Genomic DNA, 15,463 nt, shown 5'->3' with positions numbered 1-15,463 from the left:
AAAGGATTTGTCCGCTTGCAGGAACAAACCCTTTTTCCATTTCTTTGAACTAGCTGATGTTTTTAGTAACGATGGCTCCATTGCCTTTCTTGTAACGCTCAGTAGCTTCTTTCAGGATATCGTTGCCGCCTTTATTTTTGTATTCCTCGATTACTTTCGGCCAGTCTGAGATTGGCTCCTTGCCGTAAATCATTTTGACCATATGGTCGATGATCAATTTAGGTCCTACATCGTCGCCTTGAGGTGCAACATCCGGATATTTCGAGTACGCTTCAAGTGCCGGTACGAAACGGATGGAACCTAAACCTTCCTTAGAAACTACGGTATCAAAATATTTGATCATGTCGCGCCCGTCTTCTGTCATCTCTTCTTTGGCTTTATTGTATACGGTATCGTGTACAAACCAGAACATACCACGGAATTGGTCCTCTTCAATTGCCTCAGTTGCTGTCGGAGGCGTGAATTTGACTTTGCCATTCTCCATTGTATAAGTCTCGCCTTCAATTCCGAATGAGAAATATTTCTCAGCTTCGGGTGTTAGCATCCATTCGAAAAACTGAATAATCCGGATCGCTTTTTCCTTCGAAACTTTATTATTAATGTAATAAGAAGTATTAATGCTAGAGTAGAGCAAATGTCCGCCGAAATTTTCCGGTCCGCGAGGAGATGGAATAATCTCAATTTTCCCATCCGCTACCAAGTTCTTCAATTTGCTTCTATAACCTGCCAACCCTTGAGCATTGGCCGACCACATACCTACCTTGCCCGCTTCAATGTTTTTGTTATAATCCGATGAGCTGATAGACGCAAAATCTTTCGGGATCAAGCCTTCATCAAACATTGTTTTGAAGGTTTGAAGCGCTTTGGTCATATTCTCCACATCGAAGAATTTAGGTACTACTTGATCGTCCTTTACTTCAAACTGAGCAGGAAGCACATCATAGGCCCCCAGGATAGTATCTGCATACTTGAAGTTTTCACGCATTTGGTACGGGTTCTCAACCCCATTTGCTTTAAGTGCTCTCATAACCTTCAAAAAATCATCGACAGTTTTCGGTGCTGGAAGCCCTGTTTTGGCAAGCAGATCCGTTCTGATGAAGGTCGCCCGGCGAGAAGGATTGGATAGCCACGATGGAATTCCGTAAATTTTCCCGTTGAAGCTCGTTTCCTGCCACGCTTCCTTTGGGACCGCTTTCATTATGTTTGGAGCATATTGCTTGAGCAAATCGTCCAAAGGCATGAAGACTCCAGCTTCTACGGATCCGGACATCCCCTTGGTAGTAGCGCCGCCAACATTCTGGACTACATCAGGTATATCGTTGGAAGCAAACATGAGCGACATTTTTTGGTCAAAATCTTTCAATGGGATCATCCGGAGATCAAGATCTACTTTTGAAAGCTCCTCCAGCTTATTCACCCATTTTTCCTTGTTAACATCCGCTGTTTTCTCAGCATATTTGAATCCGCTTGTGGTCATTGACATGGAGAACTTTTGTACTTCATCTTGTTTGGCTGCGCCGCCAGACTTTTGATTCGTTTCTCCACCGCAACCCGCAACTGTGCCAGCTGTCAAAGCGAAGGCCAATGTGACAACCATCCCTTTTTTCATTAGTTTCTGCCCCATTCTCTATCGAAATTATCCGTTGTGTTGGATATATACACATCTTAACCTCCCTTTGTCCGATCAGGAATGTGTTTTTTACCAATCATGTTGTGTTTGTGTTAACAAAATACACTCGTTATTATTCCACCAAGTCCCTCCTTTTAATAATCCTGGACATAAATAAAGAACAGCCTTTGTCATAACAGCTTGACAAAAGCTATCCTCATTTGCAAGATGATAGTAATTATTGCTTGATGCAGCAGCGCTTAGCGCATGAAGTTTCCACCATTGATTTCGAAAGTTTCTCCTGTAATAAACGAGCTGTAAGAGGAAGCAAAATAAGCTACAATGCCGCTGATATCCTGCGGTACTCCACTGCGTCCAAGCGGAATGCCTGCAATGGATGCACGTTTGCCTTCTTCTGATGTAAAGGTAGCATGAAACTTCGTTTCCTCAATAAAGCCCGGTGCTATACAATTCACTCGAATGCCATTCGGTGCCAATTCTTTTGCCAGGCTTTTGGTTAATGTAAGTACAGCTCCTTTGGAAGCAGCATAAATGCCGGATCCAGGTCCACCGCCATTATGTGCAGCGAGTGAGCTCATATTGATAATCGAACCGGCTCCTCTTGCTTTCATACCAGGAATTGCCGCTTTTGTAACAAACACAGTGGACAGCACATTGACGTCCATTATTTCTTTGTACAGCTCATAGGTCATGTTTTCAATACTGCGTCTTTCCACCAAGTTGCCCGCATTATTAACGAGAATATCAAGACCGCCGCTGCCGAATGCTTTCTCAGCTTCTGAAACCAATCTTTCAATTTGCTCCAAATCCGTCAAATCCGCTTGTAGAACAACCGCTTCCCCGCCAGCTTTGCGTATTTCATTAGCCGTTTCTTCGGCGCCATCACGATTTCCCAGATAATGAACCACAACTTTGGCACCACAGCCGCCCAATTCCACAGCGATAGCTCGGCCAATGCCTCCCCCGGATCCGGTTACCAATGCTACTTTATTACTCAAATCAATCTTCATTTTGTTATTCCCCTTCCGATTTGTTCTGATTTCGTTCCAATTAGTACTTTCTACAATCCATATCGCTTTTAAAAGTAAGATTTGTTATACTTAACTTCTACAGTACCATAACATTCGAACTTTTTCAAACATAAATGTACCTTTTCGAACCATTGTAAATAAAAGCCGAAATCACGCCTGGAGTTGAGAGACCATGTTATCTGATGTCAGACATACTAAAATTGTAGAGTTTTTAAATAGCACAGGATCTATAAAAGTTTCTGAAATAAGCAAATCTTTGCAGGTTAGTGAAAAAACAATTCGTGAAGATTTGGAGAAGCTGGAGGAAAAGGGATTTTTGAAAAGGGTTCATGGAGGAGCCGTGCTCATTGATCATTCGGAATCTATGCTGCCCATTCACAAGAGAAGAACGAGACAATACGGGGAAAAGGAGCAGATTGCCGCTGCTGCTTACAAGCTCATAGAGGATGGGCAGGTCGTGCTGCTGGATGCAGGCTCTACTACTTTGGAGCTTGCCAAACTCATGCAGCACCGATCCCTTACAGTAATTACGAATGATACCAACATCGCTACGGCTCTAGCTGACAGCAATGACATCGAGCTGTGTATCCTTGGCGGTTATCGTAGAAAAAGCACGTACACGATCATCGGCCCCAGTGCTCTCAGCATGATGGGTGAGCTGAATGTGGATATCGCCTTTTTGGGATGTTCCGGAGTTGATCTGGAGAGAGGGTTGTCCATCTTTCATCGGGAAGAAGCGGAGCTGAAGAAGCGGATGATTAAATCATCACATAGAAAGGTTCTGCTTGCCGACCATACCAAATTCGGCCGGACGGCTCTTATTTCGTTTGCCGAACTGAACGAAATGGATACTTTAATCACCAACCATCAAACGGATGAAGCAATAATCCAAAGTATCCAGCATCTCGGCATTGAGGTTATTACAGGGCATTAGGTTGTTTAACTTCTCCTGTCAGAGTCATCACCCTATGCCCTTGAACAGCAAATAAGCGAGAAGGCTATTCCTTCTCGCCGTCTTGCAGTAATGGATACTCAATTCCCATTACTGTGAAGCACCGATTAGATGACTGCCTCCAACTAAATCAATTTTTTTTTGAACACCGCAGGAACCCCGGCATATAAGACTCCCCCAGGCACATCATCTTTTACAAATGCTCCTCCGCCTATCATCGACCAAGGACCTATCGTAATTTTCTCGCGCAGAGCTGATCCCGTACCAATAAAAGCGCCTTCCTCCACTGTGACATTTCCACTTATATGAACTCCCGGAGAAATCGTAGCGTAATCGCAAATTTTGACATCATGGGCTAAGGTTACACCGCTGTTAACGATAACAAAATGACCAATGTGGACATTGATCGTTAAGATGGTACCTGCACATAGGATGGACCCGATACCCAAGTGTATTTTTCTGGAAAGCTGTACTGCTGGATGCACAATGGTTTCTGCTAAAGAAAAACCGTAATCTCTCGTTTTCTGAACAAGCCTTTTCTTTAATTGAGGACTCCCGACACCAGCACAAACGACCTTTAATTGATCCCGCAGATGCATAATATCCGGCAAATCACCTAGCACCGGTATGTCATCAACTATTTGGCCGCGCATGTCCAACCTCTCATCGAGAAAGCCTACTACTTCATATCCAAGCAGCTCACATAGATGGTTAACCTCCCTGCCCATCCCTCCGCATCCCCAGATGACAAGCTGGTTATCCTTCATATATTAGCCCTCGCACAATTTTTTGCACATGGCCCTGGTTCATGTCTTCCCATAACGGCAAATTGATGATTCGCCTGCAGATTTGTTCTGTTACATGAAGAGATGTTCGATTGTAAGACTTGAATAGGGTCTGTTCATGGCAGGACGGGGCAAAATAAGTACGAGTTTGAACCCCCTGTGCGGCTAGCTTTTGAACGAAATAGGAGTTGATGAACTGCTCAGGACATAACAAAGAGAGGAAAGAATACGCAACACTCCCTCTTACTTCTTGCAGCCGCCATCCTTGCTCCAGCAGTCCTAGATGCTCTAGCCCTTCCATGTACCATTCAAAAACCTGCTCACGCTTTTGCTTCTTCAGTTCGAACACGTCGAGAGTAGCGAGTCCGATGGCAGCTGCGTATTCCGACAATTTACCGTTGATACCCATTTGTTTGGATTCCCGTTCTTCACTGAAGCCGAAGTTTGATGCTTGTCGTATTCTGTTGATCATCTCTTTATCGCTGCTGTAAATAAGCCCGCCCTCACCAATACCAAAGCCCTTCGTTGCATGGAAGCTAAAAACAACTGCGCCTGTAAATCCTTGACCAAAGTGGGTAGTCAGCCTAGACCCCACACTTGCCGCAGCATCGATGACTACGGGGATACCACGATCTTGCAGGGCTTGATAATAGCTGATATCCAGGTTGGTTCCGAATGCGGCATAGGGGATGACCACTGCGACTCCATCTCCCAGTCGAGTGATTTCTTTCTCAAGCAGCTCTTCGTTCATGCACCAATCCTTTTCGCATACATCTATAAAATAAGGCTCCAAGCCACACCACATGGCAGCAAGTGGAGTTGCGGCGAAAGTAAAGCTGGGCATTAAAGCGTATTTACCAGGGCGCTTTATTTGGGTAATAGCCAATATAAGTCCTGTTGTTGCGTTATTGACAGTTACTGCGCTGCCTTGACCTTCAAAAAGCTCTTGAATAAGACGCTGCTCAAACCATGTATTCAAGGCACCATAATTAGTGTAGGATCTTGAATCATCAATCTGTTTCAAATAGCCCATATAATCTTCTTTTACAACCAGCTTAGGCTTAAGAAAGGGGATCTCAAACATGAATGTTCCCACCTGCTTTATTATGCTTGGTTAAAGGTTCAGGATGTCTCGCAGTAAGAACACCTACAGCAATTATCCTCTTTATTCGATTCCAATCCCCAGGCTCATTCCACAAATAACAGGTAGGATCCCAATGAATATCCTTAAAGTTTTTGTGTTGATCATCCACAACTGTCACTCCCCATGGGCTTGCTGAATAATTGCATACAGCTTCAACTGTAATATTTTTACATGGAATCAGTATATGAATAAAAAACCTAGAGGACTCAGCAGATGTACTATTTGAAACCTTTTTTTCTAGAAATACGTAATAAAACAATAACAAAAATTTATTTCTGTAGGAAAATAACTGAAAAGGAAGTGATAATAATATGAGAAAATGGATGTTACTATTTTTAATTATTTCTTCCACGATGTTAAGTGCATGTTCTTTAATTGAGGGCGCGAGTAACTCATTAGACTATGTAAATCAAGCTACGGAACACATAAATAAATTGAGTAAATTTGCAGAACAAGCGCCACAAATGATTAAAGATGCTGCCTTGAATCCAGAAGCTAAACAGGAACTGGAAAAGCAATTAAACCGAATAAAAAAAGAACTGGAACAATTTAATCTGATAAATGCCCCTTCCATTGCAAAAGATATTCATCAACAATTGGTTGACAAAAATAAAGTATTATTACAAGAGATAAATAAAGCGGTGGAAAATGGTCATCTAACACTTGATAAACTCCAAAACTCACAAATAATCACTACAATTAATGATATAACGAGCTTACTCAATCGAATTAAAGATCTAGGATTGTAATCATAATGAAACGCCTCAGGGATAAGTACCCCTGAGGCGTTTCGAATATTCAATGGTGATTGGCTATTAATCTTTTAATGTTCCTAATAAACGTCTTGCGTCTCCATTTGGCGTGCTAACAATCTCGTAAACTTTGGCCGTAACCGGAGATTCCAGTGTATCTGCCGCATTATCGAACATAACGGACTGGTTACCGCTCATTAGACGGGTATCTCCCCCAAGAGAATACGTTTTGGAGCCCAAAAGCTTGCCATCTGGACCTTCCAGCTGGAATAATAGCTTCGGATTAGACGGATCAGCTAACACTGCATCCGTTGTTTTGATGTTTAGACCCATCTCCAGCTTATAGCTGTACCCATAGGAATTGGTTACCCCATTTTTTGCTGCAAAGTTGGTAATATTAAAGCTATCCATTTGCAGCTCGTAAGGATAGAACGAATATACATTACCTGCCTGATTCAATGTTTTTATCGTTACATTGACTTGGGCTATCGGCATTTTATAGGATTGCTGTGTTTGTGCTTGTTCAGACGCCGCTTGCCCTTGTTGTTGAACTTGCTGGCCTTGCTGCTCCATTAAACGGAAGGTGAACTGATTAGCTTCCTCAGTTTTAGGAACGATGAACGTGTACGTACCTACTGCACCCATGCCAGGAAGAACATCTTTTACCGTGCTTGCAATGTTTGTTCCGTCATAGACAGTCCCGTTACTGGATACAATATCTGCTCCCAAAACCGGCACTGGAATCGTACTGCTGCTTTTGTTGGTGAATTTGATCTTCGCTACGGCTGTTTTATAGCTTTGTCCGTCATTTTCAAACCAACCGAAATCCTGCAGAGCTACCTCCATTTGCGGATTCACAGTTTTGCTTAATGAATCTATAGCGATAGGCTTGCCAATTTCATATTGCGGCATACCTGCTCCCGTCTGCCCAGGACCAGGAAGCTTTACTCCAATCCTGCCTGTATAGAACTGAATCGGGGCATTCATTCCTTGCTGTAAAAATGAATGGGCGGAAAGAACATAAAAAGCGGTCAATTGAGCATCCGAGTCTGTTGTAATGGCATAATTAATATATTTTTGCTCTCCAGCATTCAGCTTAATAGAGGCCTGCTCAATTCTTTTCCCAACAAATGAACGCCCTTCCGCCTTACCGCTCAAAGTAAAATCAGGCACGGCTGCTGCATTTTTACCCGTGTTTTTCACTCTTAGCTGTATGATATAGGTCGGAGCTTGCCCGGTAAACTGTTTGGTTACGTTTGTTGCTGCATATTGCAAAGCGGAGGTTTCTCCCGGAATCGTGAATGCAGCACCCCAATTCCCCATTAAGGACGGCTCTTGGATGGCAGCATCAGCACCATGCCACACTATCGAATCAATTGGAGCATCGGCCAGTACCGTCTCCAGCTTAGGATACACTTCATCATCGACATGAACCCATAGCAGGTTGGTCAATTGGAAGTCTGTATTTTTATCAACTTGCGTCATATAGCTCAATTCCACAACGCTTTGGGGAGCAATAGAGACAGGTTTGTCTGAGCTTGCTTTAAGCGTATAAACCGTACCGTCCGAGGCTTTTACCCGAAGCTCATAATCAGGTATACGAACTGTTGAGCTTGAAGTATTGGTAAGCTTAATAGATGCTCCCAGTTGCCAGCCATTTGCCGTTTTTTCCTGCAATACGCCTTTAACTTGCGCCTGAGTGTTCTCTGTCAAATAATAGCTGGGCATATCAACGGCCAGTAGCTGTCCTTCGCCGGATACGCCTCCTGCTGTATCTCCACCCTTATTATCTCCGGATGCCGGAATATACTGCTGCTTCGCTTCGTATGAGGAGGTGACCAGCAGCTCACGGGTTGCTGCTGAAGTGCCTCCAAACGTACCGTCAACGGCTTTATCCATAAGCTTTAATTGGATAGCAAGAGCGGCATAACCTGTTGCCCAGCCAGAAACTGTATCGTCATTTACGCCCTGAATGGCTTTAGCTTCAGCTTCCTTATTCAATCCGCGGATCAGGAAAGCAGCAAGCTGCTCTTTAGTCACTTCTCCGGCAGGATTGTACGAATCTGCTCCGAAGCCTTCAGTGAGATTAGCCTTTTTAAGTGCTTCAATGTAGGGCAACGCATATCCGTTGGCAGGATCGTCCGCAAGCACGTCGCTGAAGCTGGAGATCTTTACAGACGCATCCACTGGCAATCCGAAGATCAAGGCTGCAGCCTTGGCGAACTGAGCGCGGTTCATTTTATCCTTCAAACCAAAGGTGCTGTCGCCAACTCCATCGAATATGCCCGCTGAAATCAAAGCATCGAATTTGATTTTCGATGCGGCATCCAAATTTTGCAGATCAGTAAAATCAGCAGATGACTTACCAGCACCGTAAGCGAAGGATGACAGCATGGAGAACGCTATAGATGCAGATAATAGGATAGATAGACTCTTTTTCATTATAGAATTCCTCCCAACTATTTAATCAAACAAGGTCACTTTGCGACTTCCACTTTTTGACCATCCTTCAACTGATGCTGTCCCGATATAACGACCTGCTCATCCGCTTTAACACCCTCGAGGATTTCTTGATTGGCTTCCTTAACCCTACCCAGCTTAACTTTACGTTTCTCTACTGTATCGGACTTCAGTATATACACGAATGTATCACTGCCTTCTCTTACTATGCTCAGGCTTGGAACAGCAAGCGCCATCTCTTCTTGCTCGCTAGTTAACTGAAGCTGCACACGGGAGCCCGGCTTGATAGAAGGATCTGTATTGGTTACCTCCAGTTCTATCGGATACATCTTCGTCTGTGCATTCATCATATCCGCCAAATAGGTAACCTTAGCTTTCTGCTTTTGAGACGGATTATTTGCAGAGTAGAATACCAGCTCCGGTTTGTTTCTTGCCAGCTTAGCAGCTGATTCAGTCAGCTCTGCTTTAATTTTAAGCTTATCCGTCTGCTGAACCTGACCAACCTTGCTGCTGCGGGAAATAGTCATTCCAACCTCTGCTGTCATATCAGATAGCACACCGTCAATAGTCGACTTTACCGCATAATTGTCAAGGGTATTTCCGGCATCCTGCACCGCGATTCGGGCTGAATCCACTTGTGATTGCTGACTGGAAAGAGCATTGGTGCTTTCCAATGAATTCAATTTATCCTGCACCAGCTCCAAATCTCGACGGGCATTATTCAGTTGAGTCTCTGCCTGATCAAGCTGTTTTTTGGTTGCAAGACCTGCATCATAGTCATTATGCATTTTGTTATAATCCTTCTCGGTAGTATCCAGCTGGCTTTGTGATTTGGCAACCGAATTTCTCATCTCGGTTTTACTGTTGCTCAAATCCTCTGCCGATTTCGCAAGAGCCTGCTGGGCGCTGTTCAGGGAGGATTGGCTTTTTTCCATTTGCAGAGCAATATCCTTAGTATCTATGCGAAGAATGACATCCCCTTTTTGTACCAAGTCGCCTTTCCTTTTCAATACCTCAACCACTTGACCATCTGCCTTAGGCATGACATCAACCTGGTTAACAGCCAATACATCAGCGACTTGCTCCTTGGGAGACCCCATGCTCTGCGAGCTGATCTTGGCAACCTTGATCGGTTTATTCTGCAGCTGTGCAGCAGCGGATTGCTCCGCTCCTGGTGCTGCTCCACAACCTGCTGCCACAACCGCTATGAGAATAAGAAGGCCCGCTGTCCGAGCGCCGTGCATTAATTTATTGTTTGCTTTACTTTTCTTCATCGCATGTTCTCTCCTTTACACTTCAATTGATTTCTCGGCTTTAGACTTGCGGTTAAATCTTTGACTAACACGGCCCTTCAATACCTCAATAAGCTCGTAAACAACAGGTACAACAATTAATGTCAAAATCGTGGAGGTTGTCAAACCACCAATTACAACTACTGCGAGACCTTTGGAAATCAATGTTCCTTTGGAAAATCCAAGTGCTAACGGCAGCATGGCTACAATCGTTGCTCCAGCTGTCATAATAATCGGTCTCAACCGGACTAATCCTGCTTCCACTAATGCATGCCGCACTGTATAACCTTCTTCACGAAGCTGCTGAGCGCGGTCAATCAATACAATAGCGTTGGTGACAACGATCCCGATCAGCATCATAAATCCTATCATTGAAGTGACGTCAAGTGATTGTCCGCTAATAAATAGTCCAAGCAATCCGCCAATTGCCGCTAGAGGCAGTGAGAATAATATAGCAAACGGCGCTCCGGCATTACCAAAGGCAAGAACCATTACGAGATATACGACAAAGATTGCCGCAGCCATTGCTACAAATAACTGTGTGAAGCTTTCATTAATATCTGCGCTCACACCCTTAACCTCGCGCGATACGCCATCCGGCAATTCAAGCTTGCCTAACTCGGCAGAGACCTTGTTGCTTATCGCTGATTTATTGACTGAATCAATTTTGGCCGTAATTTTCACGACTTGTTCTTTATTTTCTCTTTGCAAAGCTACAGGAGCTTCTACCTCTTCTATTTTCGCAACCTCATTTAAATAAACCGTTGAGTTGGAAGAGGTTCGCAATGGAATTTGACCTATTTTATCCATTGAGTTTTTATCTTCTTTGGACAGTTGAATCGTTGTGGTATAAGTTTGATTGTCAAATTGGATATCACCAAGCTGATCCTTCATAATCCAGCTGCGCGCTGCATCCTTAACCTGTGAAACCGTCAAACCAAGCGTTCTTGCTTTACTTTGATCAACATTAATCTGGACTTGAGTCTTCGAATCACTTAGGGAGTCTTCGACCTCGCTCAGCTCCGGAAAATCTTGAAGCTTCTGCTTCACAGCAACCGATGCTTGCTCCAGCAGCAATTGATTATCTCCTTTAAGTGAATAGGAGAAGTCCGTTGATGAAATACCGCCGCCTCCACCTGCCAATGTTTTAGGTGTAACTTCAGAGCCTTTAGGAAGTTCATATAAGATGAATTCCTTATAGTCCTTTTTCACCTGATCCGGATTTGCTTTCTCATTCACCTCAGTGAAAATTTCAGAAACATAAGCAACCTGCTCATCTTTTCCGTTATAGCCAACAAGGGCTTCTACGAAAGTAAACAATGGCTGACCATCTTTGTCCTTCGCTTCTTGCAGCATCGCTTCCAATTGCTTGGAAATTTGATCTGTTGATTCTATCGATGTCTCATAAGGAAGCTTAACCTCAAAATACATTTGACGTTCGCTCGTGCTGCCTGGAATGAAGCTTACGGCCAAGTTCGGAATGATGGCTGCCAGCGATACTACAAAGAGCAATCCTGAAATAAGCAATGTTTTGATGCGGTGGGACAGGCTCCATTTCAACACCTTTTCGTAAAAAACGGTAACTTTGCCTTTCTGCGTCTCATCATGATGAGGTATTTTCCCATTCCGGAGAACTAACAGCTTAGCCATCATAGGAATGACGGTTAGTGCTACCAGCAAGGAAGCCATCAATGCGCAGGCAACAGTAATTGCAAACGGACGGAACAGCTCCCCTACAATGCCGCTGACCATTCCGATTGGAGCAAAAACCCCTACAGTAGCAAGCGTCGAAGAAGTGATCGCCATAGACACTTGCTTTGTTGCCAGCTTGATTACTGATTCATTACGCTCCTGAGCTTTCTGCAAAGAAGCATATATATTCTCAATAACGACAATACTATCATCAACGACACGCCCAACGGCTATGAAAATACCGCCCAGCGTCATTGTGTTCAACGTTATTCCCAGCTGTGAAATAACAAGCAGCGTAATTAAGATCGATAGCGGGATCGAGACTAGAACAATTAAAGTCATTCTCACATTCCGCAGGAATACCAATATCATTAGGGAAGCAAGCAGTGCTCCCATAATTCCTTCCTTCAGCAACCCATTAACGGATTCTTTAACCTGATCCGCGCTGTTATATACCGATTTGAAAGTAATGTCAGGCATTGTTGTTTCCCATTTCTTGATCAATGCATCCGTTTCGTTAGAAAAATCAACCGCATTGGCATCACTTGTTTTAAATAGATGAATACCAAGCGCAGGTTTATTATCCAGGCGAGCAATAAATTCTGAATCTGTTATAGCTTGTACTTTAGCAACCTGATTAAGGGTTACCATACTTCCGTTACTAAGGGGAATTTGCATATTCTCCAAATTAAACAGACTGTCGATATCACTAGTTACCCGGGCCACCTTGGTGTTTCCGTTAAAATCGACCGTACCAATGGCTCCATTAGACAAGGTGCTCTTAAGTGCCGTGCTTACTTGTGCCGGTGTCAAACCAAAGCTCGCCAGCGCGTCTGCGTTCATTTCTATGTCAAGCGAGGTTTCCCGTGCTCCGATAGAATTGATATGGTCAATTCCATTTATCCCTTCTAAGCTCGGTTTGATTTGATCCTCATAGAGCTTATCCAGCTCAGTCTGACTCATGCCATTATCCGCATAAACAGCTAAATAATAAGCCGGAATCGATGCGAAACCGAAAGTGGATGCCTTAGGCCTGCCTGATGAGGCCGGCAGCTTTACATCCTGCACCAATCCTTCGATATCCTGCTTTTTCTTGTCTACATCCACGTTCTGCTTGAACTGGACTATGACGGTAGACATATTATCACTGGAAGTGGAGGTTAAATTATCGATCCCCTCCATATTCGCAATTTTATCCTCTATGGGCTTGGTTACTTCCGTCATGACATCTTTAGGCGATGCCTGATAAGTAGTAGACACTAATACAACCGGGAATGAAATGTCCGGCATATTTTCCATTTTCAGCGTTGAAGCCGAATAAATACCTCCACCGACAAGCATTGCGATAATAATTAACACCGCAGCTATATTTTTCATGGAGAAGTTCGTTAGCTTGTTCATTTGATTCCCTCCTCAGAGTTTTGCTTAAGCAAAACTTTTTTTCGTAAGCATTGACTAAAGCTTTGCTCTAGCAAAACCATACTTCAAAATTTCGCTAATCAGAAATATCTCTGTCTGTAACTATAATTCGGGAATATGAACTCAATATGAACTGAGAGCAAAGACATTAAAAAGAACCATGGATTTACCATGGCTCTACAATTTAAGTAATCTCATTCTATTTTAAGAGTATTACATCACACCAGGAAGCGTCACAATGAACGCAGCTCCTTTGCCCAGGGTGCTTTTTACTTGAATAGACCCCTGGTGCAATCTCACGATTTTATTAGCTATGGCTAGACCCAGCCCGCTGCCTCCTTGAGACATCGTGCGTGAGCGGTCCGCTTTAAAGAACCGTTCAAAAATCCGTTCCTGATCCTCCACCGAAATACCGATACCCTCATCCAAAATGGTAATTTCGATTTCATTAGTCGTTTTTAAGCTTGCCTTAATATGGATAGTTCCATTCTTAGGTGAAAACTTAATGCTGTTACTCAGCAGATTCGTCCAGACTTGATTCAGCTGATCTTTGTCCGAACAAATTTTAATGCTAGGCAGTTCCAGATCAAGTTGAAGGTTTTTGGCAGACCACTGAGGTTCGCTAGCTACTATAACTTGCCGAATTTGCTCATCCAGATCATAAGTTACGGGATGAAAAGGGTGGTGCTCGGATTCAAGCGAGGCAAGCTTCAGCAAATTTTCAGTTAACCTGGATAGCCGCTCACTTTCCGTTTGAATAATTTCGAGATAGCGGCTTCGATCCTCCTCCTCAATGCTTTTATTGCGCAATGCCTTGGAAAAACCTGAAATCGACGTTAATGGGGATTGAATTTCATGCGAGACATTCGAAACAAAATCCTGCCGCATTTGCTCGATTTGCTTCAACTCCGAAGCCATTTCGCCAAAACTTCGAGCCAGCTCACCCAGCTCATCCTTACGGCGCTTTGGCCACGACCAATTAAAGTTAAAATCACCTTTCGATATTCGCCTTGTCGCTGCTGTCATCGCCCTCAAAGGCTTGACCAGATAACGAGCCGCGATGAAAAAAATTACACTTCCCACAAGAAGAACGATAGCTAAGGTTGTTGTAAGCATCCGCCTAATAATGGATTCCCACTTACTAATACCAGATGGTTGGATAAACAATGCGTACTTTTCATTATTTTTTTCAAAGGGGATACCAACAAGCAGCTTCTTCCGATTCGAGCCGTCATCTGAGTGAATGATTTGGCCACTAAAAATTTTTTGACCATTGTGCACCTGATTTACCATCTGCTCCTGAATGGGTATGAAGTTATTTGCGTTCATTTTGCCGTACTGATTGAGCTGTCCTTTTCCGTCAAATAAGCTGATATGATAGGACAATAATACGCTGATGCTTGTTAAGTATACGTCTGCTTCTTGAACATTCAACTGACTGTATACATGGGCTATTTCCTTGCTTTGAGTCATGATATCTTCTTCTACTTCGTTGGAAATCTGTTCCCCAAAAATATAGATTGTGATGAAAAAAGAAGTGAAGAGCCCGATAATTACGGCAGTCAAGTAAATTACCACTACACGGAAATATAGTGTCTTGATCATAGTCTCTCCTCAAGCTTATAACCCAATCCCCGGATGGTTATAATCGTGAAGCCTGATGTTTCTTCCGGAAACCGTTCACGGAGGCGTTTGATATGGACATCGACCGTTCGGTCATCCCCGCCATAATCCATCCCCCAAATTTGCTCGATAAGCTGATTTCGGGTAAAGATATGACCGGGATGGCTTGCCAGCTTGAACAACAGCTCAAACTCCTTCAATGGCAACGTCATGCGCTCATCCCCACTAATAACTTCAAATTGCTTCCGGTTCAGTTGAACTGCACCGCATTGTACAATTTGCGAAGCCTCAATCCGGTATCGTTTCAATAATGCCTTAACACGCACTACTAACTCTATAGGATCGAATGGCTTAACCAGATAATCATCGGTACCCAGTTGGAAACCTTTTACCTTCTGACCCGTTTCACCTTTCGCTGTCACCATCAACAGTGGCAAATCAGAATAATATTTGCGCAGCTCAGCGCATAAATCCCAGCCGTCCATTTCCGGCATCATGATGTCAAGAACAACCATATCTGCCTTCGAAGCTTCCATAATATCCAACGCTTCCTTGCCGTGCGTCGCCTCCAAAACCTCAAAGCCTTCTTGCAGTAAATACATCTTTATTAATTCACGAATATGATTGTCATCATCGACAACTAATATTTTGGCCAACCCTGTCCCCTCCTGGCTATGTTCCTA

The 15,463-nt window shown here is 43.6% G+C and carries 11 protein-coding genes; 2 read left to right on the top strand and 9 right to left on the bottom strand.

All coding sequences use genetic code 11. The annotated features are described in order from the left end of the window. Positions 1-49: 49 nt before the first annotated feature. A complete protein-coding gene (locus NV381_RS28185) occupies positions 50-1,609 on the bottom strand; it encodes an extracellular solute-binding protein (RefSeq protein ID WP_258216634.1) in 1,560 nt (519 codons plus the stop codon). Positions 1,610-1,869: 260 nt separating this feature from the next. Further along, the gene (locus tag NV381_RS28180; protein WP_258216633.1) at positions 1,870-2,640 is read right to left on the bottom strand and encodes an SDR family NAD(P)-dependent oxidoreductase; all 771 of its coding nucleotides are present in this window, start codon (positions 2,638-2,640) and stop codon (positions 1,870-1,872) included. 193 nt (positions 2,641-2,833) lie between these two features. Here NV381_RS28180 and NV381_RS28175 point away from each other — a divergent pair, with 193 nt between their 5' ends. Beyond that, the gene (locus tag NV381_RS28175; RefSeq protein ID WP_258216632.1) at positions 2,834-3,595 is read left to right on the top strand and encodes a DeoR/GlpR family DNA-binding transcription regulator; all 762 of its coding nucleotides are present in this window, start codon (positions 2,834-2,836) and stop codon (positions 3,593-3,595) included. 143 nt (positions 3,596-3,738) lie between these two features. Here NV381_RS28175 and NV381_RS28170 read toward each other — a convergent pair whose 3' ends face one another. Together NV381_RS28170 and NV381_RS28165 are read right to left on the bottom strand one after the other, a co-directional pair. Then, positions 3,739-4,380, bottom strand: a complete 642-nt coding sequence (locus NV381_RS28170) for an acetyltransferase (protein WP_258216631.1) — start codon at positions 4,378-4,380, stop codon at positions 3,739-3,741. Beyond that, positions 4,370-5,482 carry a DegT/DnrJ/EryC1/StrS family aminotransferase gene (locus NV381_RS28165; protein WP_258216630.1) on the bottom strand — a complete coding sequence of 371 codons (1,113 nt, stop codon included), beginning with the start codon at positions 5,480-5,482 and terminating at the stop codon, positions 4,370-4,372. Before NV381_RS28165 ends, NV381_RS28170 begins: the two co-directional genes overlap by 11 nt. A 371-nt stretch (positions 5,483-5,853) precedes the next feature. Here NV381_RS28165 and NV381_RS28160 point away from each other — a divergent pair, with 371 nt between their 5' ends. Then, the gene (locus NV381_RS28160; protein WP_258216629.1) at positions 5,854-6,291 is read left to right on the top strand and encodes a DUF6376 family protein; all 438 of its coding nucleotides are present in this window, start codon (positions 5,854-5,856) and stop codon (positions 6,289-6,291) included. 66 nt (positions 6,292-6,357) lie between these two features. Here the strand turns inward: NV381_RS28160 and NV381_RS28155 are convergent, their stop codons facing one another. From NV381_RS28155 to NV381_RS28135, 5 genes are all read right to left on the bottom strand, one after another. Beyond that, positions 6,358-8,736 (bottom strand): S-layer homology domain-containing protein, encoded by a 2,379-nt coding sequence (locus tag NV381_RS28155; protein ID WP_258216628.1) that lies wholly within the window; start codon positions 8,734-8,736, stop codon positions 6,358-6,360. Between the two features lie 35 nt (positions 8,737-8,771). Then, on the bottom strand, positions 8,772-10,028 hold the full coding sequence (locus NV381_RS28150) for an efflux RND transporter periplasmic adaptor subunit (RefSeq protein ID WP_258216627.1): 1,257 nt from the start codon (positions 10,026-10,028) through the stop codon (positions 8,772-8,774). Positions 10,029-10,043: 15 nt separating this feature from the next. Continuing rightward, on the bottom strand, positions 10,044-13,139 hold the full coding sequence (locus NV381_RS28145; protein WP_258216626.1) for an efflux RND transporter permease subunit: 3,096 nt from the start codon (positions 13,137-13,139) through the stop codon (positions 10,044-10,046). Between the two features lie 231 nt (positions 13,140-13,370). After that, complete coding sequence (locus tag NV381_RS28140) at positions 13,371-14,762, bottom strand: sensor histidine kinase (protein WP_258216625.1); 1,392 nt, start codon at positions 14,760-14,762, stop codon at positions 13,371-13,373. Beyond that, complete coding sequence (locus NV381_RS28135; protein WP_258216624.1) at positions 14,759-15,436, bottom strand: response regulator transcription factor; 678 nt, start codon at positions 15,434-15,436, stop codon at positions 14,759-14,761. The genes NV381_RS28140 and NV381_RS28135 overlap by 4 nt, the downstream gene beginning before the upstream one ends. Positions 15,437-15,463 lie beyond the last annotated feature (27 nt).

Source organism: Paenibacillus radicis (ex Xue et al. 2023) (assembly GCF_024722015.1).
GTDB lineage: Bacteria > Bacillota > Bacilli > Paenibacillales > NBRC-103111 > Paenibacillus_S.
Note: the sequence above shows the minus strand (reverse complement) of the source record. Positions and strands in the feature narration are given on the sequence as shown.

Excerpts from the sequence above, each read along its gene's own strand:
- NV381_RS28185 (WP_258216634.1), bottom strand. The coding sequence starts at position 1,609 with ATGAAAAAAGGGATGGTTGTCACATTGGCCTTCGCTTTGACAGCTGGC.
- NV381_RS28180 (WP_258216633.1), bottom strand. The coding sequence starts at position 2,640 with ATGAAGATTGATTTGAGTAATAAAGTAGCATTGGTAACCGGATCCGGG.
- NV381_RS28175 (WP_258216632.1), top strand. The coding sequence starts at position 2,834 with ATGTTATCTGATGTCAGACATACTAAAATTGTAGAGTTTTTAAATAGC.
- NV381_RS28170 (WP_258216631.1), bottom strand. The coding sequence starts at position 4,380 with ATGAAGGATAACCAGCTTGTCATCTGGGGATGCGGAGGGATGGGCAGG.
- NV381_RS28165 (WP_258216630.1), bottom strand. The coding sequence starts at position 5,482 with ATGTTTGAGATCCCCTTTCTTAAGCCTAAGCTGGTTGTAAAAGAAGAT.
- NV381_RS28160 (WP_258216629.1), top strand. The coding sequence starts at position 5,854 with ATGAGAAAATGGATGTTACTATTTTTAATTATTTCTTCCACGATGTTA.
- NV381_RS28155 (WP_258216628.1), bottom strand. The coding sequence starts at position 8,736 with ATGAAAAAGAGTCTATCTATCCTATTATCTGCATCTATAGCGTTCTCC.
- NV381_RS28150 (WP_258216627.1), bottom strand. The coding sequence starts at position 10,028 with ATGAAGAAAAGTAAAGCAAACAATAAATTAATGCACGGCGCTCGGACA.
- NV381_RS28145 (WP_258216626.1), bottom strand. The coding sequence starts at position 13,139 with ATGAACAAGCTAACGAACTTCTCCATGAAAAATATAGCTGCGGTGTTA.
- NV381_RS28140 (WP_258216625.1), bottom strand. The coding sequence starts at position 14,762 with ATGATCAAGACACTATATTTCCGTGTAGTGGTAATTTACTTGACTGCC.